The following is a 25,897-nucleotide window of genomic DNA, read 5'->3' as shown; positions in this document are numbered from 1 at the left end:
GGAGCTCGACGTCGCCAAGGACGGCAAGGTCTACTACGCCCAGCGCAGCGGCGAGGTGAAGGTCTTCGACCCGGCGAGCCACGCCACCATGTGGGGGCACCGCTGCGTAAAGCTAGGAGGGCGCCTTCGCCGAAAGCGCCGCCACCAGCACCGGCGTCACCTGCTCGACCTGCCAGGCCCGAGCCCCGTACGAGCTGAGCACGGCGGCCACCGACTGAGCGTCGGGCGTCGCCGGCGGCTCCCAGCACAGCCGCCGGACCGTGTCCGGAGTGATCAGGTTCTCCTGCGGCATGTTGAGCTGTTCGGCCAGCGCCATCACCGCCGCCCGCGCCGCCGTGAGACGAGCCGCGGCCACCGGATCCCGGTCGGCCCACGACCGCGGCGGCGGAGGCCCGGCATGCGGCTGCCCGGGCTGCGGAAGTTCCACATCCGGCAGCGCCTTGGCCCGGTCGACCGCCCCCTGCCACTGCTCCAGCTGACGCCGCCCCATCCGGTGCCCGAAGCCCGTCAGCGAGCTGAGCGCGTGCACATTGGGCGGCAGCGCGAGCGCGGCCTCCACGATGGCGGTGTCACTGAGCACCTTGCCGGGCGAGACATCGCGCCGCTGCGCGATCCGGTCCCGCGCGTTCCACAGCTCACGCACCACCGCCAGCTGCCGGCGCTTGCGCACCTTGTGCATCCCGGACGTCCGGCGCCACGGGTCCTTGCGGGGCTCCGGCGGCGGAGCCGAGGCGATCGCGTCGAACTCCTGATGCGCCCAGTCGAGCTTGCCCTGCCGGTCGAGCTCCTTCTCCAGGGCGTCGCGCAGATCCACGAGCAGCTCGACATCGAGCGCGGCATAGCGCAGCCACGGCTCGGGCAGCGGCCGTGTCGACCAGTCGACGGCGGAGTGCCCCTTCTCCAGTACGTAGCCGAGCACCGATTCGACCATCGCGCCGAGCCCGACGCGCGGGAAGCCCGCGAGGCGTCCGGCCAGCTCGGTGTCGAAGATGCGCTCGGGGATCATGCCTATCTCGCGCAGGCACGGCAGATCCTGGGTGGCGGCGTGCAGGACCCACTCGGCATCCGCGATCGCCTCGCCGAGCCCCGACAGATCGGGGCAGGCCACGGGGTCGATCAGGGCGGATCCCGCGCCCGCACGGCGCAGCTGCACGAGGTAGGCGCGCTGTCCGTAGCGGTAGCCGGAGGCGCGCTCCGCGTCGACCGCGACGGGGCCGGTGCCGGCGGCGAAAGCGGAGACCACCTCGGCGAGCGAGGCGGCGTCGGCGATCACCGGCGGGATGCCGTCACGTGGTTCGAGCAGGGGGGTCGGCGACGCTTCATCAAGAGCGACGTCGTCCGGAGGGCCGCCTCCGGTGGTTCGCAGTGAGCTGTCTGCTGCGGTCTCTTGGGCGTCGGTCACTTGTTAAGGGTATCTGTGTATGAACAGCGCCCGTCGACGGAACGTTCCGTCGACGGGCGCGTGAACCATGTGGAACAGGGATCAGTGGATGATTCCGGTACGCAGAGCGACCGCGACCATCCCGGCGCGGTCACCCGTGCCGAGCTTGCGGGCGATGCGTGCGAGGTGGCTCTTCACGGTCAGCGCGGACAGGCCCATCGAGACGCCGATCGCCTTGTTGGACTGGCCCTCCGCCACAAGCCGCAGGACTTCGACCTCACGGCCGGACAGTTCGCGGTAGCCGCCCGGGTGGCTCGGGGCGCCCGGCGGGCGCCGGTGCATCCGGGAGGCGGCGGCACCGATCTGGGCGGCGCCGTGGCGCGTGGGCAGACCGATGTTGGTGCGGGTGCCGGTGACGACATAGCCCTTCACACCGCCGGCGAGGGCGTTGCGAACGGCGCCGATGTCATCGGCCGCCGACAGGGCCAGGCCGTTCGGCCAGCCCGCGGCGCGGGTTTCGGAAAGAAGGGTCAGGCCCGAACCGTCGGGCAGATGGACATCGGCGACGCAGATGTCGCGCGGGTTGCCGATGCGGGGACGGGCCTCGGCGATCGAGGACGCCTCGATGACGTCGCGTACTCCGAGCGCCCAGAGGTGACGGGTGACGGTGGATCGGACGCGCGGGTCCGCCACGACGACCATGGCGGTCGGCTTGTTCGGGCGGTAGGCGACCAGGCTTGCGGGCTGCTCGAGGAGAACGGACACCAGGCCTCCTGGGTGCGGGACGGGGGAGCCGGCTGCGGGGAAGAAGCCGGGCGAACCGTGCTTTCAGGGTCACGATGGTCTTCGGCACGGTTGCCGTTCGGCTTTAGCGAATGATCACGAATTAGTGAAACGGGCTGGTTTGGTCCGCGGAAATCGGGGACCAAACCAGCCCGTGAGAACAGAACGGTGCAGGTGCGAGGGGGCGTATCAGGGCGTCTGCGGGCCCCGGCGCTGCGGCAGTGACACCACGGAGGCGTCCGGAGTGCTCGTCGGGGGCAGGCCCGCGATCTGGCACAGCAGGTCGCACCAGGCGATCAGATGGGAGGCCGTGTCGGGGACGCCGCCCATGCCTTCGCGCGGGGTCCAGGAGGCCCGGATCTCGATCTGGGAGGCCGGGGCGCGCTCGGCGAGACCGCCGAAGTAGTGGGAGCCGGCCCGGGTGACGGTGCCGCTGGGTTCGCCGTAGGAGAGGCCTCTGGCCTGCAGGGCGCCCGTCAGCCAGGACCAGCAGACCTCCGGCAGCAGGGGGTCCGCGGCCATCTCGGGTTCCAGTTCCGCACGCACGAGCGTCACCAGGCGGAAGGTGCCCTGCCAGGCGTCGTGGCCCGAAGGGTCGTGGAGGAGGACGAGACGGCCGTCCGCCAGGTCGTTGCCGTCGTCGACGACGGCGGCCTCCAGCGCGTACGCGTACGGGGCCAGCTTCTTCGGCGCACGTACCTGCTCGACCTCGATCTCCGGCCGCAGCCGCGCTCCACGCAGTGCGTCCGTGGCCGCGCGGAACGGGAGCGGCAGGGCATGCGCCGCGTTCCCCTCCGTACTGTCCATCCCTTCAGCACCCTCCGACAGTCGTCCCTGAGCCGCAGCCATGCGGGGAAGGTTAAGGGGAACGGGGCCCGCGTGCGGTCAGGGACACTCGGGCCGGGCCGGGCACTTCACGGCACATGGGAGACTTTCCGGTGTGAGTGCCATGGACAGCCCCAGGGGCCAGCAGAGCAAGACGTACGATTCCGCCTTCATGAAGGCGTGCCGTCGTGAGGCCGTACCGCATACGCCCGTGTGGTTCATGCGCCAGGCCGGGCGCTCACTCCCCGAGTACCGCAAGGTGCGCGAGGGCACCGCGATGCTCGAGTCGTGCATGATGCCGGAGCTCGTCACCGAGATCACGATGCAGCCCGTGCGGCGGCACAATGTGGACGCGGCGATCTACTTCAGTGACATCGTCGTCCCGCTCAAGGCGATCGGCATCGACCTCGACATCAAGCCCGGCGTGGGCCCCGTCGTCGAGCAGCCGATCCGTACGCGTGCGGACCTGGCGCGGCTGCGGGACCTGACGCCCGAGGACGTCACGTACGTGACCGAGGCGATCGGGATGCTGACCGAGGAGCTCGGCGAGACGCCGCTCATCGGTTTCGCCGGTGCCCCGTTCACGCTCGCCAGCTATCTCGTCGAGGGCGGCCCGTCCCGCAACCACGAGAACACCAAGGCCCTGATGTACGGGGACCCGCAGCTGTGGGCCGATCTGCTCGACCGGCTCGCCGAGATCACCGGCGCCTTCCTGAAGGTGCAGATCGAGGCCGGCGCGAGCGCCGTGCAGCTCTTCGACTCGTGGGTCGGCGCGCTGTCGCCCGCCGACTACCGCGCCCAGGTGATGCCGGCCTCCTCGAAGGTCTTCGACGCGGTCGCCTCGTACGGTGTGCCGCGTATCCACTTCGGTGTCGGCACGGGCGAGCTGCTCGGGCTGCTCGGCGAGGCCGGCGCGGACGTCGTCGGTGTCGACTGGCGGGTGCCGCTGGACGAGGCGGCGCGACGCGTCGGTCCCGGCAAGGCGCTTCAGGGCAACCTGGACCCGGCGGTGCTCTTCTCCACCACCGAGGCAGTCGAGACCCGCACCCGTCAGGTGCTCGACGCCGCGGCCGGACTCGAAGGCCACATCTTCAACCTGGGCCACGGTGTGCTGCCGACGACCGACCCGGACGCGCTGACGCGGCTCGTCGAGTACGTGCACACGCAGACCGCGCGCTAGACACCTCTGAAGTCCCAGGAACCTCAAGGGACTCGCCTTACGTCGTACCGGGCATGATCGTGATACCCGATGCCCGGACGGCCGCGTTGTACGAGCGGTGGCGGCACGTGCGTGCCACCACCGAACGGGATGTGGCCGAGCCGCTCGTGCTCGACTGCGTACGCCGTCTCGCCGCCGACCCCGGGGGTGAGGCGGCGCACGTGTGGGTGGCCGGGCTCGCGGAGATGACCGGCTATCTCGCGTGGCGCCCCGAGCCGGCGACCGCACGCGCCGCCGTCGAGGCACTGGTCGCCGCCGCGGAAGCGTGGGGTGGGCAGGAGTGCGGGCACGCGACGCATCCGTACGAGGAGGAGCTGGCCGAGCTCGGTGGGAACGACGGGCCGAGTGGCTGGTATCTGATCGGTGAGAGTCCCGAAATCCCCCGTGGGGAAGCCGACTTGTGTCCGAGCAATGTCGCGGGCGTGGCGCGGGTGGCCGCCGATGTGATCGCGCCGTTCTCGGTGCCCGGGATACCCGTCGCCGTGTCCGAGGACCACGAGCAGGACGTGAAGGATCTGCTCGACTTCCTGAACGACTACCCGTACGGCGATCCCGCTTTCACGATCGAGTGCAACGCCGGTGCGCCGCACGCGGGCAGCAACAGGGGAGTGCTCGCCGGATACGTCATCACCCAGCATGTGTCCGCCCCGTACGTCCACCACCGCATCGGGGTCCGGCCGGTCTTCGACGCGATGATCGAGGGCCTGGAGAAGGCGCTGGAGATGCTCGCGTACACCGGTGGCGTCTGTCCGCACGCCGAGGGCGGGCATCCGGACCTCGAGGAGCTCTACTACGAGACCGAGGCCGAGATCGCCTGCCATGTGCGGACTCCGGGCGGACGGGCGCATCTCGTGGAGAACGCGCTCGACGAGGGCGAGGGCGAGTTGTGGGTCTGCCCGGGTTTTCTGCGGGAGCTGGCCGAGGATGCGCTGGGGCAACTGCGGCCGCGTCACGCCGAGTTGTTCGGTGAGCGGGACACCGGCGCTCTGGACGCCGAGTTCGTACGGCCCGACGGACGGCTCGCCATCGACGCTCTGACCCGCGTCATCCTCGCGGAGGACGACCTCGCGGATCCCGGTACGGCCGGCGACGCGGGCCTGTGGGCCGCCCGCCGGCACGCGACCGCCACCGACCCGCACGAACGGCTCGTCCTGCTGCACATCGCCCTGTGGTGCGCCTCGGTCTTCGACCTGCCCTACGGCGTCGGGCGCGAAGTGCGGGCGTTGCTGCGGACCCTGGACGAGGAGCCCCTGGACCGCGACTGTCCGCACGGTGACGGCCATCCGGACTCCGGCCTGCACGACAACGCGTACCGGCGTGAGCGGATGAAGCCTCATCTCGACCACCTTTACGCACCAGGGGAGTTCGCCGCACCGGACGATGCGTACCCCGCCGCCGTGTGGGCCTGCCCGCGGCTGCTCGCCGACCGGGCGCGGGAGCCGGTCGAGGAGATGGACGAGCGGTACGAGGCGATGGACGAGGAGGACGGCGATGACGCATCCGTCCTCCGGTGAACCGGGGTCCGAGGGCGCCGCCTCGGGGTCTGCGGACGAACTGATCGAGGCCTGGGACGAGATGAGGGAGTTCGTCGACCAGGTCCCTCCGGAATATGACCGGCTCGTCCTGCAGTGCGCGCGCGAACTGGCCGCCGACCCGGGCGGAGCACTCGCGTACCGGTGGACGACGGGGCTGGTCCTCGCGCTCCCGTTCCTGGCGGCGGGCGGCCCGGGCGAAGGGGTGCGCGAGGCGGCGTTCGGCGCGGCGCAGGCAGTCGACCGGGCGCTGCGGGACGAGCCCTGCGGGCACCAGGAGCATCCGTACGAGGGTGACTTGGCGGCGGACCAGTGGAGCTTCGCGGAGATCCTGCGGGACCTCGGCGGCGGCGAACCGGTGGCGTGGGTGGTGCCCCTGCCGCGCGAGCAGTGGCTGTGCCCGCGTAACACCGCGGGCTACGCGCGTGTGGTGATGGCGTCGCTCAGGCCCGGATCCGTCGATGACGTACCGCCGTTCCTGCCGTTCGAGGACCGGTACGAACTGGACGGGCTCACGGCGATCATGGAGGGTTACCCGCTCGGCAGGACCTACGACATCGCCTGGGATCTGACCTCGGCGGCCTCCGCCCTGCGGGAGGCGGACCGCGAGGATCTGGCCGGACGGGTCTTCGTGGCGACCGCCCTCGCCTGGTACGCCGAGGTCGAGGCGGACGGCACCGTGGACATCCAGGAGCTCCTCGACACGCTCACGGAGGGATTCGAGCGCGCACTCGGCCTGCTCGACGCCGGTCCCTGCGGCCATGAGGTGCACCCCGAACTGCCGCAGGACACCACCGAGACCCTGTCGGTGGGCATGCACCTGGCCAGTGCGCGGGGGCGTGCCGCGTACGAGAAGTGGCCCGAGGAATGGGCGATCGAGCTGGACACCGCCTTGTGCCCCGCTTTTGTCGCCGCCACGGCCGAGGACTCCCTGCGACGACTGAGGAACACCCCATGACGTATGACGAGTTGGTGCAGGCCTGGAGCGAGACCGCGCAGGACCTCCTGCCCATGGACGAGCAGGACCGGCTGGCCCTCGAATGCGCCCGCGAGATGACGGCGGCGCCCGGGGGCGAGCGGGTGTACCAGTGGGTGTTCGGGCAGGTGTTGATGCTGCCGCACACCGAACTGGCCGGTGGGGATGTGCCACAGGTGGTGGCGGGCGCGGCACGTGCGGTGCGGCGGGCGACGTCGGTTGCGGACTGTGCTCACGAGGAGCACCCGTTCGACGAGCAGTGGGTGGATCTCGTCGACTGGATCCCGGACGTGCTGCGGATGCTGGCCGACGACAGCCTGGAATGGGTGGAGAACTACGAGAAGGACGTCTGGGTCTGCCCGCGTACCGTCGACGCGTTCGCGGCCATGATCCTGGGCGCGCTGGAACCCGGCTCGGCTCCGGACGCCCCGCCGTTGCTGCCGTTCTCGGACCGGCGCGTCATAGATTCGCTCACCGCGGTCCTGGAGGGCTATCCGCAGGCGGGTACGGACATCGGCTGGGAAGTCGCCTGCGTAGGGCGGGATGTGGAGCGGGCGCGGGGTGAGGACCGCGCGGGTCAGGTGATCACGGCCGCCGCGCTGACCTGGTGGTCCGGGACCGCCGAGAGCTCCGACGAGGCGTACGACGCCCTGGTGCGGGGGTTCGGGACGGTGCTCGCCGCGCTCGGGGACCCCGCGTGCTCCCACGACGAACACCCCGCCCTGCCGCGTTGGGCAACCGACGCCGTCCGTCTGGGAGTTCACCTCAGCAGCCCCGGCGGCCGCGGAGTCTACGAGCGGCATGGACCCGGTGTGAAGAACCCGCCGCCCCTGGCTCCGCTGCTGTGCCCCCGCTTCACGGCCTCCGTGGCACGGGACTCGCTGGCCCGGCTCCGGGAGATGCGCGCGGAGCCGGACCCTGAAAGCGCGGGCTAGCCCGCCTTGCGTACCGCCGTCACCGCCTTGCGGGCCGCCACCAGGACCGGGTCCCAGACCGGCGAGAACGGCGGGGCGTAGCCGAGGTCGAGGGAGACCATCTGCTCGACCGTCATGCCGGCCGTGAGGGCGACCGCGGCGATGTCGACGCGTTTGCCGGCGCCTTCGCGGCCGACGATCTGGACGCCCAGGAGGCGGCCGGTGCGGCGTTCGGCGATCATCTTCACGGTCATCAGGGCCGCGCCCGGGTAGTAGCCCGCGCGGCTCGTCGACTCGATGGTGGTCGTCACGTACTGCAGACCGGCGGCCTGCGCGTCCTTCTCGCGCAGTCCCGTACGCGCGATCTCCAGCTCGCACACCTTGCTGACCGCAGTGCCGACCACACCGGGGAAGGTGGCGTAACCGCCGCCCGCGTTCGAGCCGATGACCTGGCCGTGCTTGTTGGCATGGGTGCCGAGGGCGATATGGCGTTCGCTGCCCGAGACCAGGTCGAGCACCTCGACGCAGTCGCCACCCGCCCAGATGTTGTCGTGCCCGCGTACGCGCATCGCCCGGTCCGTGAGCAGACCGCCGTGCGTGCCCACGGGCAGGCCCGCCTCGCGGGCGAGTTCGGTCTCCGGGCGTACGCCGATGCCCAGGATCACCACGTCGGCCGGGTACTCGCCGTCCTCGGTCGCGACCGCGCGGACCCGGCCGTCCTCTCCGGTGAGGATCTTGGTGACCTCCGCGTCGTTCACCATCCGGATGTCCATCCCCGCCATCGCCTCGCCGACGAGGCGGCCCATGTCGGGGTCGAGGGTGGACATCGGCTGCTTGCCGCGGTTGACCACCGTGACCTCGTAGCCGCGGTTCATCATCGCCTCGGCCATCTCGACGCCGATATAGCCCGCGCCGACCACGACCGCCCGCCGGCCCTCGGTCCGCCGCAGGGTGTCGAGCAGGGACTGGCCGTCGTCGAGGGTCTGCACGCCGTGCACACCGGGGGCGTCGATGCCCGCGAGCGGTGGGCGGACCGGGCGGGCGCCGGTGGCGATCACGAGTTTGTCGTACGAGGTCCAGTACTCCGCACCGGAGCTGTCGGAGCCGCCGGAGCCGCCGGAGCCGTCGGGCTCCAAGTCCCGTGCCAGGACCCGCTGTTCGTCGACGTCGATCCGGACGACCTCGGTGCGCATCCGCAGATCGATATCGCGCTCGCGGTGCTCCTCGGGGCTGCGCGCGATCAGCTCGTCGCGCTCGTCGACGTCACCGCCGACCCAGTACGGGATGCCGCAGGCCGAATAGGACGTGAAGTGGCCGCGCTCGAAGGCCACGATCTCCAGCTCGTCCGGACCCTTCAGTCTGCGTGCCTGTGACGCCGCGGACATCCCCGCGGCGTCGCCACCGATGATCACCAGTCGTTCGCTCATGCGTTCACGCTACGTCGGGGCTGGGACAACTAGCTCGGGAGGCTCACGGTTTGGCCCACCGACAGCTTGTCCGGGTCCTTGATGTCCGGGTTCAGGCGGCGCAGTTCGTCCACGGAGGTGCCGTATGCCTCCGCGATCCAGCCCAGGGTGTCGCCCGCGCGGACCGTGAACGTGGGCGGGGCGCTGAGGCGGGCGGCCACGGACTTGCGGAAGGAGTCCATCGAGGTGCCCGGGCCCTTGGGGTCGATCTTGCCGGGCTGCCACTCGGAGTGCCCGATCACCGAGGTCATGCCGGTGGTGCCCCAGCCGTGCGCCCGGCACAGCGCGGCACAGACCCGTACGACCGCGTCCACCTGCGCGGCCGGCCAGGGGTCCTTGCCGTCGCCCAGGTTCTCGCACTCGAAGCCGTAGAAGTGCCGATTGCCGTCCTTGGACGCCTCGTTCACCTTCGGCAGCGGGCCCTCCGCGATCACCGCGTCGAGGACGGCCGGGTCGCCGAGCCCCGCGTGGTTGGCGCGTCCGTAGCCGATCACATGGACCGTTCCGTCCTTGGCGATCACCGCGTGGCACAGCGGGCCCGGCAGATCGCCGTGCCCTTCCACGCAGAGCTTCACGGTGGCGTCGGTGCCGCGGGTGACGGTGTGATGCACCATCACGCCGTTCACCGGGCCCCACTTGCCCTTGTGGTTACGGTTCCGTGTGCGCCAGCCGTCGTACTCGACGACCTTGACCCCCTCGCCCTTGAGCGCGGCGAGAAAGGCGTCGGCGCTGAGCGGATCGGCCACCAAGTCCTCCTGGATACGGGGTGCTTCAGGACGCGCTGCTTGGGCGGGTGCTTCAGGATGGGCTGCTTGGGCGGGTGCTTCAGGACGGGCTGCTTGCGCGGGTGCTTCAGGACGCGCTACTTCGGCGGGTGCTTCAGGCGCTACTTCGGCGGGAGCTTCAGCTTCTGGCCCACCGTGATGTGGTCCGGGTTCGGGATGCCGTTGAGCTTGGCGATCTCGGGGTAGCGGCCCGCGTTGCCCAGCTTCGACTGCGCGATCGCGCCGAGGGTGTCGCCGGCCTTCACGGTGTACGTGGCGCCGCGGGGCGCGGCCTTCTTCGCGGTGGTCTTGCGGGCAGTCGTCTTCTTGGCCGTGGCCTTCTTGGCCGTCGACTTCTTCGCGCCGCCCGCCTTCGCGACACCGTGGCTCGCGAGATACGCCAGCGGGTCGGTGTGGCCGTTGTAGTGGTTCGCGGTCCGGGCCTCGAAGTGCAGATGCGGTCCGGTCACATTGCCGGTCGCACCCGAGAGCCCGAGCCGCTGCCCGCCCGCCACGCCTTGTCCGGCCTTCACGTCGATGGTGCTGAGATGCGCGTACAGCGTGAAACGGCCATCGGACATCTGCACGACGACGCAGTTGCCGTACGCACCTTGATCACCGGCGACGACCACCGTGCCGGGGCCCACGGAGTTCACGGGGGTGCCGGTCGGGCAGCCGAAGTCGACGCCCGTGTGGAAGCCGGCCGCCCAGCCGCCGGGCTGCTTGTACTTCGCGGTGACCCGGCCTTTGCCGACCGGCATGGTCCAGGAGCTCATCTTCTGCGTCCTCTCGGTTCGGTTCGGTTCGTTCGAGCGGCGGGCGTTGTCGCGGGTGTTGTCAGTGGGCGCCGATAGCCTGGAAAGGGCTTCGGCCCCCGGGCGGGAGGGGACTGTCCGGCCGGCTACAACAGCAGCCCGAAGACGGTCGCGATCAGCAGCAGTACGGTGACGACCGGCCAGTACAGAAGGCGCGCGGCGGCGTTCCCGCGCCAGTCGACCACCGGGACCCGTTTGTTCGCGGTGTGCTCGATGGCGTTCAGGGCGACCAGGCCGATCACCAGATAGAGGATGAAGTAGAAGTACTCGGCGTACACGACTCCGCCGGAGGCGGTCTCCGAGCGCAAGGAGCTGTGCTGTACGGAGACCACCAGCATCATCGAGCCGCAGAAACCGATGACGGCCCAGGTCGTGAAGCCGGACAGACTTCGCCGGTCGGAATCGGTGGTGATCACGAAGAGCGATCCGAAGACCAGGAGCGCGATCACGATCAGCGGGACGAGCCGGTTGAGCAGCGGGCTCAGATACTGCCGTCCCACACCCATGGAGAAGGTCAGTTCGGCGTCCTGGCCGTCGATGGAGTGGGTCGGCCTGCCGTAGTTGGTGCGCTCCTGACCCTCGGTCAGGCTCCACGTCGAGAACTGCGTGTTCCAGTCACCGCCGACGAGCCCGGGGTAGACGCCGAACTTCTCGTCCTCGTTCCAGGGCGGGTACGCGGAGAAGTCGGGCACGAGTACGGTGCCGGCGTCGCGCGGCCACATCACCAGCCACACCGCCTGGTTGTCCAGGGGGTAGTGCGTGTAGTCGAAGGCCTCGCGCATCGAGACCTTCAGACGCCAGCCGATCACTTGGCCCTCAGGGGTCTTGTCCCGGTAGAACTCGTCGCCCACACCACCGTCGATGGCGTCGGGGAACTCCACGTTCGGCCTGGTCACGTCCTCTCCCGCGGGCAGGTGCTGCCAGAGGAAACCGGTGACCCTGACGTTGTTGGCGCCGGTGAACTCGAGGGTCTCGATCATCACGCCGGTACGGACCGGGGTCCGCTCGCCGTACCCGTGGGCGTCGAGCAGCGCCTTGGTCTGCGCGGCCGTGGTCACGCGCTTGCCCGGTGCCTTGTCGAGCGAGTGGCCCGTGCCGACCGCGACCCAGATGAACATGGTCGCGAGGGCGCAGAGGGCGCTCACCACCGCGGCCATCCAGCCGAGCCGGCGGGGGCGGGCGGGGGAGGGATGGAGGAGCAGGGCCGCGATGATCGAGAGGCCCAGGACGGCGCAGACCACCGTCACCGCGGCGCGGCCCTGGTACGGGCTGAAGTCGTGCAGGGGATTGCCGATACCGCTCGCCGCGACGGCCGCGATCACCAGCAGGACACCTGCCGTGACGGCGAGGACCACTCTGCGGGGAGTACGGGTGGCAGGCGGCATCGGCACCTCACGGCAGCGGGGGCGGGACTCCTGCCAGCTTGGGCGGCAGGGGTCCCGCTCTCACTTGCTGCGGGGCCGAACGGGTGACATCAGGAGTCCGGTCCCGTCGGCGGTTTGGGAGGAGTGGACGGGGGCTGAGCAGGCGTTTCGCCCTCCGTATCCGGGTCGGGCCGCGAGCCGCGGGCGGTATCGGGGCCGGGCCGCGAGCCGCCCCCGAGTGCCGAGCCGCCGGCCGTGGCCGTCGCGGGCGTCCACGGCCGGACCGCGGGCTCCCGCTCACGGCGCGGGATCCGGGAGCCGAACAGGCGCCACAGCAGGAACAGGACAAGGAGCGCCGCCGCCCACGGGGCGATCGCGAGGACCACGATCACGATCCACTTGACCACGGTCACCAGCGCGTTCCAGCCGCCCGACAGTGCGTCGAGGAAGCCGGGGTCGTCGTCCTTCTCCTTGGGCTCGGGCTTCTCGCCGGTCTCGTTCAGGTGCAGCGTGATCGTGGCGAGGCTCGTGCGGTCCTTCAGCGAGGCCTGCTGGGCGAGCAGCGACTCCAGGTCCGCCTGGCGGGTGCTCAACTCGCCTTCCAGCGTGACCACATCGCTCAGCTTGGTCGCCTTGTCCATCAGATCGCGGATCCGCGCGACGCTCGCCTGCTGCGTCTTGATCCGGCTGTCCACGTCCACGACCTGCTCGGTGACGTCCTCGGCCTTGTCATTGCGCTCGAGCACCTTGCCGGTGCCCTCCAGGGCCTCGATCACCGCTCCGTACTGCTCCTGCGGGACGCGCAGCACGATCCGCGAGCGCTCCCTGCCCTTGCCGTCGCGGTCCGTCGTCTCGCTGCCGATGATCCCGCCGGCGTCGGCGGCGGCCGTGCGCACCTTGTCCAGGGCGGACGGCACGTTCTCGACCCGCACCCGCAGGGTGGCGGTGCGGATGATGTGCTGGGCGAGCTTGGGGTTCTCGGCCTGCTGGTCATCGGACTTGGAGCCGCTGCCCGAGTCGAGCCCGTTCTCGCTGCCGGCCGCCCCGCTGTCGGCCTTCTGACCGCCTTCCTTGGGTCCGGCGACGCCGTGGTTCGAGTCGCCGCCCTTGTCCCCGTCGGCGGACGCACTGCACCCCGCCCCCGCCAACGCCACGCTCAGCAGCAGCGCGGCCAGTGCCGTGCCCCGCCTTCTGTTCCTCCACACTGCACGCATCCGACGTAACCCCCCAAGGTCCGGTGGCTGTTGGTCCTTCGACGCCAAGAGTCGGGGAAACGTTTGGTGACGGACGATTCCGAAGCGGTCACGTTCCGGACGCGAATGGGGCGGTGCGGGGCCCCGTAGGGGATCTGAGAGGGTGGGAGCATGCGCGAAACGGACACCCGTACGGAACCTGAACACAGTGGACACGCCGGACGCGTGGCCGTGATCGGCGGCGGCATCGCGGGACTCGCCGCGGCGCACCATCTGCTGCAGCGCGGGGCGCGCGTGACGGTCTTCGAGGCGTCCGAGCGGCTCGGCGGCAAGCTGCACGCCGGTGAGATCGAGGGTGTACGGGTGGACCTGGGTGCCGAGTCGATGCTCGCGCGCCGCCCGGAGGCGGTCACGCTGGCGCGCGAGGTCGGCCTCGGTGAGCGCCTGCGGGCGCCGGCCTCGGCGAGCGCGTCGCTGTGGACCCGGGGGACGCTGCGGCCCATGCCCAAGGGCCATGTGATGGGCGTACCGGCCGATGCGGCCTCCCTGGCCGGGGTGGTCTCCGAAGAAGGTCTCGCGCGGATCGGGCGGGATCGCGAGCTGCCGCCCACCGAGTTCGACGAGGACATCGCGGTCGGTGCGTACGTGGCGGCGCGGGTCGGGCGCGAGGTGGTGGACCGCCTCGTCGAACCGCTGCTGGGCGGCGTCTACGCCGGGGACTCCTACCGGCTGTCGCTGCGGATGGCCGTACCTCAGCTGTACGAGGTGGCACGGGCGGGCGGCTCGCTCCTCGACGGGGTGCGCGAGCTGCAGGACCGGGCGGCCGCGCGTCAGCAGACCGGGCCGGTCTTCATGGGCATCGAGGGCGGGGTCGGCCAACTGCCGCTCGCTGTCGCGGAGTCGGTGCGGGCGCGAGGCGGGGTGATCCACCTGGGCACCCCGGTGACCGGCCTCTCCCGCGACGGCGACGGCGGCTGGAGGGTCCGCACCGCGGACGACATCATGCGAGCGGACGCCGTGGTCCTCGCGCTGCCCGCCCCGCACGCGGCCCGGCTCCTCGAGGCCCACGCCCCGGCTGCCGCCGCCGAGCTGCGCACCGTCGAGTACGCCTCCATGGCGCTGACCACGCTGCTCTACCGCCGCAGCGAGATCGAGCTGCCCGCGGGCAGCGGTTTCCTCGTCCCGCCCGTCGACGGCCATCGCATCAAGGCGGCCACGTTCGCCGCCCAGAAGTGGGCCTGGACCGCCGAGGAGAACCCTGAGCTCGTGGCCGTACGGACCTCCGTCGGCCGGCACGGCGAGACCGAGATCCTGCAGCGCGCGGACGACGAGCTCGTCGAGATCTCGCAGCAGGACCTCAAGGCCGCCGTCGGGATCGCCGCCCAGCCCGTCGCCACCCGGGTCACGCGCTGGAACGACGGGCTGCCCCAGTACCCCGTCGGCCACCAGGCACGGGTGGCGAGGATCCGCGAGCAGCTCGCCCCGCTCCAGGGCCTCGCCGTCTGCGGAGCCGCGTACGACGGTGTCGGCATCCCGGCCGTGATCGCGAGCGCCCGCATCGCCGCCGAGCAGGTCACGGACCACACTGGTCAGCTGATGGTGCTGCATCTTCCCGGGGGACACCCCCGGACCCCCCTGGGCGAAACCATCTTCGGCGGGGCGGGAGAATAGCCTCATGAGTGACGCCCCTGAGAAGATCCCGAACGCCGGCAAGAAGGCCAAGGACCTCAACGAGGTCATCCGCTACACGCTGTGGTCCGTCTTCAAGCTGCGCGATGTGCTCCCCGAGGACCGCGGTGGTTACGCGGACGAGGTGCAGGAGCTGTTCGACCAGCTCGCCGCCAAGGACGTGACCGTGCGCGGCACCTACGACGTGTCCGGTCTGCGCGCCGACGCCGACCTCATGATCTGGTGGCACGCGGAGACCGCCGACCAGCTGCAGGAGGCGTACAACCTCTTCCGCCGCACCAAGTTGGGCCGCGCCATGGAGCCGGTCTGGTCGAACATGGCGCTGCACCGCCCCGCCGAGTTCAACAAGTCGCACATCCCGGCCTTCCTGGCCGACGAGACGCCCCGCAACTATGTGAGCGTCTACCCGTTCGTGCGCTCCTACGACTGGTACCTGCTGCCCGACGAGGACCGCCGCCGCATGCTCAAGGACCACGGCATGATGGCCCGCGGCTACCCGGACGTGCGCGCCAACACCGTCGCGTCGTTCTCGCTCGGCGACTACGAGTGGCTGCTCGCCTTCGAGGCCGACGAGCTGTACCGGATCGTCGACCTGATGCGTCATCTGCGCGCGTCCGAGGCCCGTATGCACGTACGCGAAGAGGTGCCGTTCTACACCGGGCGCCGCAAGAGCGTCGCCGAGCTGGTGGCCTCGCTCGCGTAAGCGGTCACGGCAGACGAAGGGGCCGCAGCCGGATCACCGGCTGCGGCCCCTTCGTGCGGGAACGGCTACTTGGGCGCGGCCATCGGCTTCGGCTCCGGGTGCGGGGCGCACGCCGCACGCCGCACCGGAAGCTGTCCGTTGATCAGGTACGCGTCCATATGCCCGTTGATGCACGGGTTCGGACCGCCGCTGATGCCGTGCGTACCGGCCTCGCGCTCGGTGACGAGAGCCGAGCCGGGCAGCCGGCGGTGCAGTTCGAGAGCGCCCTCGTACGGGGTGGCCGCGTCGCGCTCCGCCGCCATGATCAGGGTGGGCGGCAGCGCACCCTCGGCGACCCGGACGTCCACCGGCTGCTGCCGGGGTGCGGGCCAGTAGGCGCACGGGAGGTTCATCCAGGCGTTGTCCCAGGTCTCGAACGGGGCGATACGGGCAAGGCGGCTGTTGTCGCGGTCCCAGACCCGCCAGTCGGTGGGCCAGGGGGCGTCATTGCACTCGACGGCCGTGTAGACCGCGTTGCCGTTCTCGTCCTCGGCCGCGGCCTCCGGGTGGTTCGAGGCCTGGGCGACCAGCGGCTTGTCGTTGCCGCGCAGATACTCGGCCAGCGCGTGGGCGCGCTGCGGCCAGTAGTCGTCGTAGTAGCCGGCCTTGAGATACGCGGCCTGCAGCTGGGCCGTGCCGACCTTGCCGCCGGCCGGCTTCGCGGCGATCTGCGCCCGCACCTTGTCGTAGCTGCGCTGCACCTCGGCGGGCGTACGGCCGAGCTTGTACGTCTTGTCGTGCTTGGCGACCCAGGCGCGGAAGTCCGCCCAGCGGCGCTCGAAGGCGAGCGACTGCTCCAGGTTGTTGCGGTACCAGATCTGGTGCGGGGCCGGGTTGACCGCCGAGTCGAAGACCATGCGGCGTACGTGGGTGGGGAACATCGTCGCGTACACGGCGCCGAAGTACGTCCCGTACGAGGCGCCCACGAAGTTGAGCTTCTTCTCGCCGAGGGCGGCCCGCAGGACATCCAGGTCACGGGCGTTGTTGAGGGTGTTGTAGTGCTGCAGCGCCTCGCCCGCGTTCTTGAGGCAGCCCTGTGCGTACGCCTTGGCGCGGGCGATCCGCTCCTTCTTGAAGGTCGCGTCCGGGTGGCTGGGCGACAGGGTCGGGGCCTTCGCGAAGTCCTTGGGGTTCTGGCAGGACAGCGGCGCGGAACGGCCCACGCCGCGCGGGGCGTAGCCGACCATGTCGTAGGCCCGCGCGATGTTCTTCCACTCGGGGAACGAGCCGACCAGCGGGAAGTACATCCCGGAGGCGCCCGGGCCACCCGGGTTGAAGACCAGCGAACCCTGCCGCTCGTCCTTCTTGCCGGCGGCCGGCACACGGCTGACGGTCAGCTCGAGCTGACGGCCCTCGGGCTGCGCGTAGTTCAGGGGCACGAACATCGTGCCGCACTGGATCGGCGCGGGCAGGCCCTCGATCGTCGGGCACTTGCCGAACTTGATCCCGGCGGCGGCGGCGCGCTCCGCGGCGAGCGCGACACCCCGCATCTCGGGCGCCCCTGCGGGAGGCTGGTCCGCGGGGGCGCCGCTCGCCGGGGTGACGGACATAGCGGTCAAGGCCAGTGAGCCGGCGAGGCCGTACAGGAGAGGCGCTCTCATCGCGCTGCGGCATCCCTTCGGGTGGGGCATTGGGGGTGAAAGGGATACTTCGGCGGTGAGTTGGGGTTGTCCAGCACCTCAGGCGGCGGTGTCGCTGCAACAACCCCGTTGCGCGTCGGGGGTGTCGCGACGGCCGCCTGCGCTCAGGCGGGCAGGCCGCTGCGGTGCGAGGCGCGGCGGGCAGCCGCCAGGAGCGCGTGGATCTGCGACCGCACCTGGTCGGGGTGGTCGACAGGGGTGGGGAACGGCAGCCGTACGTCGGTGTGGGTGCGCGCGTACTCCAGGCGGAGCGTCATGCCGTAGCGGTCGAGGGCGAGCGGGAGCACCCGCTGCACGCCGGGCTTGGGGTGTGGGCGTACCAGGCGCAGGAGCAGCGGGACGAGCTCACTGTGTCCGTCGACGAGATGGGTGAGCATGCCCGCCTCGCAGGTGGCGAGCGGATCCACCTCGCAGGCGTGGAGCTCCTGCAGCGTGACGAAACTGCGCCCCTGGGGCGTCTCGAGCAGCGCCTGGCCGTACTCCATGCAGAAGCTCTCCGCGGAATGCGAGGCGTAGGGCGCTTCCAGGATTCCCGTCACGGTCAGGCGGGCGCGCAGCCGGGAACGGACCGCCGTGGGCGCGATGTCGGTGAACTCCAGGCGCACCGGGGTGCGTTGAGCCTCCGGGTGGAGCGCCGCCTCGGCGGGGTCGTGCAGGTGGACATGGCCCTTGGCGTCCACGCCGTCGAGGTGGTGCACCTCCTGCGAACCGCCGTCCGTGACCACGGACATGGAGGTGGCGGTGGCGAGAAGCGTGCGGACGCGCTCGGCCGGGGTCGGTTCGAGGGTGCGTACGCGCTCGGCGGGGTCCGGCTGAGGCGAGCGGGCGCGGAAAAGGGGCATGGGTGTTCTCCCGGAGGCAGGTGGAGACGCCCGAGTCACAGTCCCTGGTGACTTAGGCATGCCTAACCTAACCTCATGAGGTCGGGGAAGGGAAACCCCCTTCGGCCGTCAGCTCATCGGCCGTCGCCGAACGCGGCTCGCAGCGCGGGGTCCGTCACGGCGCGCGGGCCACGGACCGCCACCGCCGTGAGGAAGCCGCGCTCGTCGTCGGGGCGGTCGGTGTCCAGCATGCCGAGGAGGTGCTGGCCCTCGGACGAAGCCCAGCGGGTGTACGGGTGGACCTCGAAGCGGGCTATCGCGAGGCAGCCGAGGGTCAGGATCAGAGGGAGCAGGAACCATGCCACCAACGGGCCCATGCTGCCCTCGTGGTCGGGCCACATCAGGAGCGACAGGGCGCCGAGCGCGACGACCGCGAGCGCCGCGGCCTGCACCTGGCGCACCGCGGCCTCGATGCCGCCGCGCGCTGTGTCCGGTACGGCGAGTCCGGCGGACGTGAGGCGTTCGGCGAGCCGGCGTACCGCCTCGCCGCCGGCCGTGCTGTGCCGTACCGGGGCTATCGGCGACTGTCCCGCGGGCCCGATCGCGCCGAGCACCGAACGCTCCAGGTCGTCCTTGCCGTCCGGGTCCACGACGGTGGCCCAGCCCGTGTGCGCGAGCAGCAGCCGGCGCTGGCGGGCCATCGCGATCATCGCCAGGGCGGCCACGCGGTCGGGGCCGCCGGAGAGGAAGGCCGCCTCGTAGATGCTCAGCTCGGCGTCGGGGCGCGGAGCGTCGGGCCGGCCGGCGCCGCGGCTCGCGACGAGGCAGAGCCTCAGGCAGGTGATGCCTGCCAAGGCCCAGGCGAGGAGGAGGAAGGGGACCCAGAACATGGCGGTGTTTCTATGGGACGCAACTGGCTGCGCGCCATGGGTTGTTCATTATGCGGACAGCGAGTGACGTAAATGTGACCAAGCGGTGTTCCGCTACACCCCAGTATCCGTCGGCTTCGGGTGGAGTGCGTACCCGAAGTGGAGTGCGTACCCGAAGTGGCGTCCCTGCCCGAAGCCGACGGACTCGCGTTTCCTCGTCCCTCCGTCTACGAGCCGCCGCCGCAGCTGGAGCCGCCGCCCCCGCCGCCGCAGGAGGATCCGCCGGACGACGAGGACCCGCAGCTCGAGCCACCGGACGACGATCCGCAGCTCGACCCACCGGAGGAGCCGCAGCCCGAGCCCCCGCCCGTGGACCACCCGGAGTCCCCGGAACTGCCGCAGGACGAGCCGCCGCAGGATGCGTGGCCGGAACCGCCGCCGCACCAGACCACCGCGACCGCAAGGCCGGCGCTCGAGTCCGTGTACGCCGGTGGCGCCGTGCTCTGGTAGCGCGCACCCGGCCGCGAGGAGCTGCTGAGCAGCACGAACAACTCGCGGTCCGGGATACGGGACAGTCCGTGCAAGGCGATCTGGATCCTCAGGTCAAAGGAGGTCTCGTACGCGCGGCGGTACGCGGCCAGGGCGGCCCGTCCCGCGGGGGTGACCCGCTTGCGCGGCCGGGCGACGACCAGGAGGAGGCCGATCAGGCCGAAGACCGCGAGCACGATGGACGCGACCGGGACGAACAGCGCCCAGACGCACAGCAGCAGACCGATCACGGAAAGCACCGGTGCGCGCCGCGACGGAGGCTTCGGGTCGCTCGGCCGCAGCGTCAGACCGCGGCCGGCGAGAGAGTCGCCGATCGCCTGCACGGCTTCGCTGCGCATCAGGGCGACCCGCAGCCAGTACAGCGAGCTGGTCGACGCGGTACGGAACGCGTCGAGGAAGGCCGCTTCGACCCGGTCGCGCGGTGCGAACTCCCGTACCGCCACGATGCCCGGATCGCGGATCTCGATCCGTCCCTCCGAGGCCAGGCCGGCGAGCACCATGTCCGCGACGCGGCCCGGTCCCGCGGTCAGGAACGCGGCCTCGTACACGTCGCCGACATGGGCGGCGGGCGTCGGCGCGGGGCGGTCGGCGACCCGGCGGACGAGGCAGACCAGGCTGGGCAGGCCCACCGCCATGGCCATGATGTACGCGAAGATCTCCATGCGGTCAGTCCCTTCCCAGTGCCAGTCGTACGCGTCGTGCGATCCGTGCCACCGGCCGCTGCGACAGCGGCTTCGGTCCCACGCGGTCCAGCCACCAGTCGGTCAATTCCCTCCGGGTGACCGGGTCTTCGGGCTTGCCGTCCGCGAGCAGGTGCTCCGTGAAGTCGAGCGCGTCATGGCGGTAGCCGTTGGTCATGGGCCGCCTTTGCGCGTACGAGAGGAAGGCCGGCCGGTACGTGTCGCCGAGGATCACCGGGAGTTCGGGCGCGACCTTCGCGACCACGTCCGCCCGCTTGCCGATCAGGGCCCGGCTCTGCACGGCGAGCCGCTGCCGGTCGAAGCCCTCGGGCGCCGGCGTCCCCGCCACCAGCGCCGAGAGCAGCGAGGTCTGGGCGAGGGCGAGGCGGTCGCGGGCCGGTTCGGTGGACGCGCCGGTCGGCGCGGCGGGTTGCGGCGGCTCGGACGTGACGGGTGCGGCCGGGCGGTTGACCCGGACCGTCTCGCGGATGGCGTCGAGTTCGCGCTCAAGCTCCGCGGGCTCGGGGAAGTGCTCGTCGCGCTCCAGGAGCACACCGGGCGGAGTGATCCGCGAGGCCAGGTCGGCCAGGATGTCCAGCACCGGCTGCGGCACCGGGTGCGCGTGGCTGTCGTGCCAGACGCCGTCCCGCTCGAAGCCGCCCGCGACATGGACGTACGCGATGGCCTCGACCGGCAGCTCGGACAGGGCCTTGGCCGGGTCCTCGCCGCGGTTGACGTGGTTGGTGTGCAGATTGGCGACATCGATGAGCAGCCGTACGCCGGTGCGCTCCACCAGTTCGGTCAGGAACTGCCCCTCGGTCAGCTCCTCGCCCGGCCAGGCGACGAGCGCGGCGATGTTCTCCACGGCGAGCGGCACCGGCAGGGCGTCCTGCGCGATCCGTACGTTCTCGCAGAGCACTTCGAGGGCGTCCCACGTGCGCGGCACCGGCAGCAGATGCCCGGCCTCGAGGGCCGCGGAGGCGGTCCGCTCGCCCCCGGCCCGTACGAACGCGATGTGCTCGGTGACCAGCGGTGCGCCCAGGGCCTCGGCCCGCTCGGCGAGCGCGGTGAGCTTGCCGGCGTCGGGCCGCTCGGCGCCCCCGAGTCCGAGCGAGACACCGTGCGGAATCACGGTCACGCCGCGTTCGCGCAGCCGCGTGAGGGGCTCGGGCAGGTGGCCGGGGCAGATGTTCTCCGCCACCACCTCCACCCAGTCGATCCCCGGCATCCGGTCGATGCCCTCCGCGATCTCCGGTCGCCAGCCGATCCCCGTACCCAACTGTGGACGTTGCTTCATCTGTCGCCCCCCTTGCTCCTGCGGCTCGCACCTGTCCGTTTCCTGGAGCACGACGCTGTGCTGTGTGCAGGTGTCATGGCCCCGGCGTACGGCGGTGAATCCACTTCAGGGGACGTTCAGAGGTTGATTTGAGGTTTCGGGCGACGGGATCACCCGGTCGGGTCAAGTGGAAAGTGCCTGGTCAGTCCTCCGGCTCGGGGCGTGAGGTGTTGATGTCGGACGGGCCGGGCGCGGACGGCCGGGACGTGAAGGACTTGTCGTCGGCTGTGGGGGAGACCGGGGGTGCCGAGGGCACCGGGTTCGAGGGCGGCGGGGGACCGGTGGGGCTCGCGGTGAGCTTGCCGGCGGCCTCGTCGGCGATCCCGTCGAAGTCGACGCGTCCGGTGCGCTCCAGCATGGTGATGTGGTCGAGCACGGTCTGGTTGGCGTCGGTCGCGAGCTGGCGTACGAGGGTGTTGCGGGTGGTGTGCCGCACCTCGGCGATCAGCGCGAACACCTTGCCGTGCGCATTGCGCAGCAGGTTCGCGAACTTCCGCTCGTACTCCACGCCTTGGGCGTCCGTCAGCTCGTTCAGCCAGCCCTGCTGCTGGTCGTTGGGCTGATTGGGCAGCTCGATGTTGAGCTGCGCGGCGACCGAGCGCACCCGCCGGTCGAGATCGGTGTGGCCGACCACGAGATGGTCGCCGCACTCCTTGATCGACGCGGTGGGCGCGCGCTCGATCGCCTGCTGTCCGGCGGGCAGTTCCCATAACCCTGCCAGCCGGACCTTCACTATGAAGTCGCGGTCGGTCGCGGTCAGCGGCCCCCACTGCGTGGAGACCGTGCCGGCGTCGACATTGGCCTGCCCGGTGCCCGAGCGGTCCGCGTAGGACCAGACCGGAAAGGCGAGCGCGCCGAGCGTCGCCACGAGTGCCGCGATGATGAGGGCCGTTCCATTGACGCGCCGCAGCAAGGGTGCCTCCCGGGATAGTGCGCCGTTCCCGCACGAACCAACCGCCAACTGACCGGCCGTTCAACCTACTTGGCGGTATTGAGAGATACGCAATGCCGGGGTGTTGTGTTCAGAGGGACCGTGGCGCTTCCTGGTCGTCCGGTGACCAGTGGGGGTCGCGGCCGAGCAGTTCCAGGGTCGCGGTGAGGGGGCCGGCGTCCGGCTCGGGCTGCGTCATGGGCCCGAAGAACGGCGCCCGGCTTTCGGCCGGGATCCGGCGAGCGCCCCGCAGGACCGCCTCCCATACGGCGGGCGGCAGTTGAGGCGTGGTGCCCAGCGTGACCGCCAGGTCCCACGCGTGGACCGCGACGTCGAGCAGATGGAAGGAGACGGCGGCGCGTCCGGGGAAGGCGCCGCCCAGCTGCGGAAGCACGAACTCCCGTTCCGTACCGCCGTGTTCGGCGAACGGGACGAGGAGCGCCGCCACCGAGGCGCCGTACGCGCCGACGGGATCCGCGGCGAAGTTCTCCGGCGTCCGCCAGTGTGCGGGCAGTCCGCCCTCGCCGCGTGCGGCGGCCGCGAAGCCGTGGTTGAGCGCCGTCAGGTGGGCGACCAGGCCGAAGAGGGTCCACTCGCTGCAGGGAGTGGGCCGTTCCCAGTCCTTGTCGTCGGCGCCGCGGACCAGGCGCAGCGTTTCGTTCGCGGCGATACGGTCGAGTTCGACGTAGTTCGTGGTCACGCGTCCTCCAGGTGAACGGGCCCATGAGGCCAGGGAGTTGTGCCGGTGAGCAGGGCGCGGGCCCGGTCCCAGACCGCGTCGCGTTCGAAGTCCTCGACCCGCCAGGCGGTGGCGCGCAGTGCTCCGCGCCCCCGGTGGGACCGGACGATTTCCAGGTGGTCGGGCCGGCCCACGAATTCCTTGAGGGCGACCTCGTCGCGCCACACCGACACCGCGCCGGAGCGCCGGCCCAGGACATCGGCCCAGAGCCACATGCCGAGGGCGCCGGGAGTCCTGCGCCAGGTGCGGCGCAGGCGCAGACCCGCGAGCGCGACGGCGGCGGCCTGCGGATGGGTCGTGGCGGTGAAGTCGGTGAGGCTGATGTGGGCTCCGCAGAGCGAGAGCGGTACGGGGCCGGATTGCCAGCGGCTGCGCAGGAGTCGAGTGGCCATGCCCTCACCATAAAACTAAACGACCGATCGTGCTACTTGTTTGCGTGCAGTGATTCAGGGGCCAACTGCGGGGTGTTTCAGGTGAGGTGCGTCTCGGGGCGCGTCTCAGAGGTGCGTCTCAGGAGTGCGTCTCTGCGTTTCAGGCGGTGGTGCGTCTCAAGCGATATGCGGTACGAGCTCCGGATCGGTCGCCGCCGAGCGCAGCCTTGCGACGATCCCGGTGCGGGCGCGCTCGTACGGCGTCGGATCCCCGTTGAGCAGCGAATGGGCGTTGGCGGTCTCGAGGAGCGCGACCAGCTCGAACGTGAGCTGTGCCGGATCGGTGCCGGGGATCAGGTCACCGGCCTCGCGTGCCTCGGCGACCTGTCCCTCCACGTAGGCCATCCATACGGTGAGGGACTCCACCACGGCGTCGTGGACGGGGCCCTGACGTGCGTCGAACTCGGCCATCACCGCGTAGAAGAAGCACCCGCCGGGAAACACCCGTCCCTGCGAATAGCGCAACCACCCCTCGCACAGCCGCGCCACCTTGCCCACGCCGGCGGGGAGTTCGGCCACGGGGGCGAGGACCTCGTCGCTGTAGATCCGTCCTGCGGCCCGGATCGTGGCGAGCTGCAGCTCCTCCTTGGACCCGAACAGCGCGAACACGCCGCTCTTGCTGAGCCCGAGCTCGGTGGCGATCCGGCCCACCGAGAGCGCTTCGAGCCCCTCGACGGAGGCGATGTCGACGGTGCGGCGGAGCACGAGGCGCCGGGTGCGGTTGCCTCGTTCGACGCGGCCGTCGCGGGTCGCCGTCTCGGCCTGACTGTCGCGGGTCGCCGCCTGCGCCTGACTGTCGCGGGTCGCCGTCTCGGCCTGACCGTCGCGGGTCGTCGCCTGCGCCTGACTGTCGCGGGTCGCCGTCTCGGCCCGACCGTTGCCGGTCGCGGCTTCGGACCGGCCGTCGCGATGTGCCTGACTCACCTGCGCGCACCCCATGACTAGGACTGTTCCTGTCCTGTGCACCCTAAGCGGTGGCGCGGGAGAGCGGGAAGCCGTGCTCAGCGCCAGTCGTACGCCTTCACCGGCGGTGTGCCGTGCCGGCTCTTGTTGTCGACCCACAGGATCCGGCCGCCGTCCAGATGCACCGTGTACGGCTCGTCCGCCGTCACGCGCAGCCGGCGCCGTGCCACCTTACGGCCGTCGGCGGGGTCGAGCACATACGTGTCGCAGCGCCACCCGACGTGCGTCCCCTCGCTGACTTCCTCGTGATGGCGCAGAGCGACCACACAGCCGCGGTGCCAGGTCAGCGCGTCGATGCCCCACCCGTCGTCCCATGTCCACAGGTGCCGCCCCGTCGACAGGGAGAAGCCCGCAAGCCGGCCCACGTGGTCGTACCCCGGTGACTTGAGGTACGCGATCAGCGTGTCCCCGGACCGCATGACCTGGCGTCCCCGGTCGGCGAGGCACCAACTGCCGTACGGCAGCAGCGAGGTGCCGTCGGCCTCCGAGATCTCCGCGACCGTACGGCCGTCCGCGTCGAGGTGCAGCACATGGTTCCGGCCGCGCCGGCCCTCACCTCGAACCGCGAGCAGCAAGGGATCCACGGCGGCGATCTCCACCTCCTCGATGGGACCGTCGACGGGGACCGGCCGCTGCCAGAGCACGGTTTTGTCGGCGGTGTCGACCGATGTGACGGTGGCGCCGTCCGCCTGCTGCGTGACGAGAACGAGCCGGTCTTCTGCGGCCCCGATCCTCGCCCCGCGCGCCGGACCGTGCGGCACGGTCCACACGGTCCGGCCCGTCCGGCTGTCCAGGGCGACGACCCCCTCTCCCGTGGCGACCATCGCCCGATCCCGCGACAGGGCCACGGTGCCGTGCCTGAGACCGGACGTGCCGCCCCAGAGCTCGTCGAGGTTCTGCTGCGCCGACCAGAGCTCATGCCCCGACCTCACGTCGAGGGCGGTGACACCGGCGCTCTTCGCACCGTCGTACGTGTCGGGCCAGTGGGCCACCAGCGCGACACCGTCCACGACTTGGCCGGCCATGGCCGACAGGACGTCGCGTCCCGGTACCTCCCAGACCCAGCGCTGCCTGCCGGTGCTCGTGTCGAAGGCGCGCAGCCGGTCGAAGGTGGCCCGGACGACCAGTCCCTCGCAGTGCCAGGAGCCCAGCGCCTCGGAGTCGGAGGGACCCGCGTGCTGGGCCTCCCACACCGGCTTCAGCGCACGCAGGCGGCGCTTGGGAAGCCAGACCGAATCGGGCGCCCTGTCCTCGGACATATGTCTCTCCCCCCAG

At 71.1% G+C, this 25,897-nt stretch carries 24 protein-coding genes; 6 read left to right on the top strand and 18 right to left on the bottom strand.

The genetic code is table 11. From position 1 onward, the window contains the following. Nucleotides 1-112: 112 nt before the first annotated feature. From ABT367_RS03155 to ABT367_RS03145, 3 genes are all read right to left on the bottom strand, one after another. Complete coding sequence (locus tag ABT367_RS03155) at nt 113-1,402, bottom strand: ribonuclease D (RefSeq protein WP_352248986.1); 1,290 nt, start codon at nt 1,400-1,402, stop codon at nt 113-115. A gap of 81 nt (nt 1,403-1,483) precedes the next feature. Continuing rightward, nucleotides 1,484-2,146: a helix-turn-helix transcriptional regulator gene (locus tag ABT367_RS03150; protein WP_052575743.1), complete on the bottom strand. Its 663-nt coding sequence runs from the start codon at nt 2,144-2,146 to the stop codon at nt 1,484-1,486. Between the two features lie 207 nt (nt 2,147-2,353). Beyond that, complete coding sequence (locus ABT367_RS03145; protein ID WP_352248984.1) at nt 2,354-3,013, bottom strand: DUF3000 domain-containing protein; 660 nt, start codon at nt 3,011-3,013, stop codon at nt 2,354-2,356. Between the two features lie 91 nt (nt 3,014-3,104). Here ABT367_RS03145 and hemE point away from each other — a divergent pair, with 91 nt between their 5' ends. From hemE to ABT367_RS03125, 4 genes are read left to right on the top strand one after another with little or no spacing between them, the layout of a single operon-like run. After that, a complete protein-coding gene (hemE, locus tag ABT367_RS03140) occupies nt 3,105-4,169 on the top strand; it encodes a uroporphyrinogen decarboxylase (RefSeq protein ID WP_352248982.1) in 1,065 nt (354 codons plus the stop codon). A 53-nt stretch (nt 4,170-4,222) separates the two neighbouring features. After that, entirely contained in the window at nt 4,223-5,722 is a 1,500-nt protein-coding gene (locus ABT367_RS03135) for a hypothetical protein (protein WP_352248980.1), read from the top strand. After that, nucleotides 5,700-6,698 (top strand): hypothetical protein, encoded by a 999-nt coding sequence (locus ABT367_RS03130; protein ID WP_352248978.1) that lies wholly within the window; start codon nt 5,700-5,702, stop codon nt 6,696-6,698. Before ABT367_RS03135 ends, ABT367_RS03130 begins: the two co-directional genes overlap by 23 nt. Next, the gene (locus ABT367_RS03125) at nt 6,695-7,651 is read left to right on the top strand and encodes a hypothetical protein (RefSeq protein WP_352248976.1); all 957 of its coding nucleotides are present in this window, start codon (nt 6,695-6,697) and stop codon (nt 7,649-7,651) included. Before ABT367_RS03130 ends, ABT367_RS03125 begins: the two co-directional genes overlap by 4 nt. Here ABT367_RS03125 and ABT367_RS03120 read toward each other — a convergent pair. From ABT367_RS03120 to ABT367_RS03100, 5 genes are all read right to left on the bottom strand, one after another. After that, complete coding sequence (locus tag ABT367_RS03120; protein WP_352248974.1) at nt 7,648-9,057, bottom strand: FAD-dependent oxidoreductase; 1,410 nt, start codon at nt 9,055-9,057, stop codon at nt 7,648-7,650. The genes ABT367_RS03125 and ABT367_RS03120 overlap by 4 nt on opposite strands. A 29-nt stretch (nt 9,058-9,086) precedes the next feature. Further along, nucleotides 9,087-9,842, bottom strand: coding sequence for a LysM peptidoglycan-binding domain-containing protein (locus ABT367_RS03115; protein WP_352248972.1), 756 nt, complete (start codon nt 9,840-9,842; stop codon nt 9,087-9,089). Between the two features lie 140 nt (nt 9,843-9,982). After that, complete coding sequence (locus ABT367_RS03110) at nt 9,983-10,636, bottom strand: peptidoglycan DD-metalloendopeptidase family protein (protein WP_352248970.1); 654 nt, start codon at nt 10,634-10,636, stop codon at nt 9,983-9,985. Nucleotides 10,637-10,761: 125 nt separating this feature from the next. Next, a complete protein-coding gene (locus ABT367_RS03105) occupies nt 10,762-12,060 on the bottom strand; it encodes a hypothetical protein (RefSeq protein WP_352248968.1) in 1,299 nt (432 codons plus the stop codon). An 89-nt stretch (nt 12,061-12,149) separates the two neighbouring features. Further along, entirely contained in the window at nt 12,150-13,253 is a 1,104-nt protein-coding gene (locus ABT367_RS03100; protein ID WP_352248966.1) for a DUF4349 domain-containing protein, read from the bottom strand. A gap of 150 nt (nt 13,254-13,403) precedes the next feature. Here ABT367_RS03100 and hemG point away from each other — a divergent pair, with 150 nt between their 5' ends. Both hemG and hemQ read left to right on the top strand, forming a co-directional pair. Continuing rightward, on the top strand, nt 13,404-14,903 hold the full coding sequence (gene hemG, locus ABT367_RS03095) for a protoporphyrinogen oxidase (RefSeq protein WP_352248964.1): 1,500 nt from the start codon (nt 13,404-13,406) through the stop codon (nt 14,901-14,903). A 4-nt stretch (nt 14,904-14,907) separates the two neighbouring features. Then, nucleotides 14,908-15,624, top strand: coding sequence for a hydrogen peroxide-dependent heme synthase (gene hemQ / locus ABT367_RS03090; RefSeq protein WP_352248962.1), 717 nt, complete (start codon nt 14,908-14,910; stop codon nt 15,622-15,624). Between the two features lie 65 nt (nt 15,625-15,689). On the opposite strand, the gene ABT367_RS03085 is transcribed toward hemQ, so the two are convergent. The 10 genes from ABT367_RS03085 to ABT367_RS03040 form a co-directional block, all read right to left on the bottom strand. Then, the gene (locus ABT367_RS03085) at nt 15,690-17,264 is read right to left on the bottom strand and encodes an alpha/beta hydrolase (RefSeq protein ID WP_352248960.1); all 1,575 of its coding nucleotides are present in this window, start codon (nt 17,262-17,264) and stop codon (nt 15,690-15,692) included. A 143-nt stretch (nt 17,265-17,407) separates the two neighbouring features. Next, nucleotides 17,408-18,145, bottom strand: coding sequence for a DUF2470 domain-containing protein (locus ABT367_RS03080; protein ID WP_352248958.1), 738 nt, complete (start codon nt 18,143-18,145; stop codon nt 17,408-17,410). 113 nt (nt 18,146-18,258) lie between these two features. Next, nucleotides 18,259-19,014 carry a TIGR04222 domain-containing membrane protein gene (locus ABT367_RS03075; protein WP_352248956.1) on the bottom strand — a complete coding sequence of 252 codons (756 nt, stop codon included), beginning with the start codon at nt 19,012-19,014 and terminating at the stop codon, nt 18,259-18,261. A 206-nt stretch (nt 19,015-19,220) separates the two neighbouring features. Next, entirely contained in the window at nt 19,221-20,204 is a 984-nt protein-coding gene (locus tag ABT367_RS03070) for a TIGR04222 domain-containing membrane protein (protein ID WP_352248954.1), read from the bottom strand. Nucleotides 20,205-20,208: 4 nt separating this feature from the next. Then, nucleotides 20,209-21,519 carry a DUF692 domain-containing protein gene (locus tag ABT367_RS03065; protein ID WP_352248952.1) on the bottom strand — a complete coding sequence of 437 codons (1,311 nt, stop codon included), beginning with the start codon at nt 21,517-21,519 and terminating at the stop codon, nt 20,209-20,211. Between the two features lie 181 nt (nt 21,520-21,700). Next, nucleotides 21,701-22,468 carry a DUF4142 domain-containing protein gene (locus tag ABT367_RS03060; protein WP_206343798.1) on the bottom strand — a complete coding sequence of 256 codons (768 nt, stop codon included), beginning with the start codon at nt 22,466-22,468 and terminating at the stop codon, nt 21,701-21,703. Nucleotides 22,469-22,580: 112 nt separating this feature from the next. Continuing rightward, nucleotides 22,581-23,189 carry a TIGR03086 family metal-binding protein gene (locus tag ABT367_RS03055; protein WP_352248950.1) on the bottom strand — a complete coding sequence of 203 codons (609 nt, stop codon included), beginning with the start codon at nt 23,187-23,189 and terminating at the stop codon, nt 22,581-22,583. Beyond that, on the bottom strand, nt 23,186-23,620 hold the full coding sequence (locus tag ABT367_RS03050; RefSeq protein ID WP_352248948.1) for a hypothetical protein: 435 nt from the start codon (nt 23,618-23,620) through the stop codon (nt 23,186-23,188). The genes ABT367_RS03055 and ABT367_RS03050 overlap by 4 nt, the downstream gene beginning before the upstream one ends. A 156-nt stretch (nt 23,621-23,776) precedes the next feature. After that, on the bottom strand, nt 23,777-24,364 hold the full coding sequence (locus ABT367_RS03045) for a TetR/AcrR family transcriptional regulator (RefSeq protein ID WP_352249002.1): 588 nt from the start codon (nt 24,362-24,364) through the stop codon (nt 23,777-23,779). A gap of 296 nt (nt 24,365-24,660) precedes the next feature. Then, the gene (locus ABT367_RS03040) at nt 24,661-25,881 is read right to left on the bottom strand and encodes a PQQ-binding-like beta-propeller repeat protein (protein ID WP_352248946.1); all 1,221 of its coding nucleotides are present in this window, start codon (nt 25,879-25,881) and stop codon (nt 24,661-24,663) included. Nucleotides 25,882-25,897 lie beyond the last annotated feature (16 nt).

Origin of the sequence: Streptomyces mesophilus (assembly GCF_040300965.1) — a bacterium.
In the GTDB taxonomy this organism is placed as follows: Bacteria; Actinomycetota; Actinomycetes; order Streptomycetales; family Streptomycetaceae; genus Streptomyces; species Streptomyces mesophilus_A.
Note: the sequence above shows the minus strand (reverse complement) of the source record. Positions and strands in the feature narration are given on the sequence as shown.

What these genes read in the sequence shown, in the direction of transcription:
- ABT367_RS03145 (WP_352248984.1), bottom strand. Translation starts at nt 3,013, where the DNA reads ATGGCTGCGGCTCAGGGACGACTGTCGGAGGGTGCTGAAGGGATGGAC.
- ABT367_RS03135 (WP_352248980.1), top strand. Translation starts at nt 4,223, where the DNA reads ATGATCGTGATACCCGATGCCCGGACGGCCGCGTTGTACGAGCGGTGG.
- ABT367_RS03130 (WP_352248978.1), top strand. Translation starts at nt 5,700, where the DNA reads ATGACGCATCCGTCCTCCGGTGAACCGGGGTCCGAGGGCGCCGCCTCG.
- ABT367_RS03125 (WP_352248976.1), top strand. Translation starts at nt 6,695, where the DNA reads ATGACGTATGACGAGTTGGTGCAGGCCTGGAGCGAGACCGCGCAGGAC.
- ABT367_RS03120 (WP_352248974.1), bottom strand. Translation starts at nt 9,057, where the DNA reads ATGAGCGAACGACTGGTGATCATCGGTGGCGACGCCGCGGGGATGTCC.
- ABT367_RS03110 (WP_352248970.1), bottom strand. Translation starts at nt 10,636, where the DNA reads ATGAGCTCCTGGACCATGCCGGTCGGCAAAGGCCGGGTCACCGCGAAG.
- ABT367_RS03105 (WP_352248968.1), bottom strand. Translation starts at nt 12,060, where the DNA reads ATGCCGCCTGCCACCCGTACTCCCCGCAGAGTGGTCCTCGCCGTCACG.
- ABT367_RS03100 (WP_352248966.1), bottom strand. Translation starts at nt 13,253, where the DNA reads ATGCGTGCAGTGTGGAGGAACAGAAGGCGGGGCACGGCACTGGCCGCG.
- hemG (WP_352248964.1), top strand. Translation starts at nt 13,404, where the DNA reads ATGCGCGAAACGGACACCCGTACGGAACCTGAACACAGTGGACACGCC.
- hemQ (WP_352248962.1), top strand. Translation starts at nt 14,908, where the DNA reads ATGAGTGACGCCCCTGAGAAGATCCCGAACGCCGGCAAGAAGGCCAAG.
- ABT367_RS03085 (WP_352248960.1), bottom strand. Translation starts at nt 17,264, where the DNA reads ATGAGAGCGCCTCTCCTGTACGGCCTCGCCGGCTCACTGGCCTTGACC.
- ABT367_RS03080 (WP_352248958.1), bottom strand. Translation starts at nt 18,145, where the DNA reads ATGCCCCTTTTCCGCGCCCGCTCGCCTCAGCCGGACCCCGCCGAGCGC.
- ABT367_RS03075 (WP_352248956.1), bottom strand. Translation starts at nt 19,014, where the DNA reads ATGTTCTGGGTCCCCTTCCTCCTCCTCGCCTGGGCCTTGGCAGGCATC.
- ABT367_RS03070 (WP_352248954.1), bottom strand. Translation starts at nt 20,204, where the DNA reads ATGGAGATCTTCGCGTACATCATGGCCATGGCGGTGGGCCTGCCCAGC.
- ABT367_RS03065 (WP_352248952.1), bottom strand. Translation starts at nt 21,519, where the DNA reads ATGAAGCAACGTCCACAGTTGGGTACGGGGATCGGCTGGCGACCGGAG.
- ABT367_RS03050 (WP_352248948.1), bottom strand. Translation starts at nt 23,620, where the DNA reads ATGGCCACTCGACTCCTGCGCAGCCGCTGGCAATCCGGCCCCGTACCG.
- ABT367_RS03040 (WP_352248946.1), bottom strand. Translation starts at nt 25,881, where the DNA reads ATGTCCGAGGACAGGGCGCCCGATTCGGTCTGGCTTCCCAAGCGCCGC.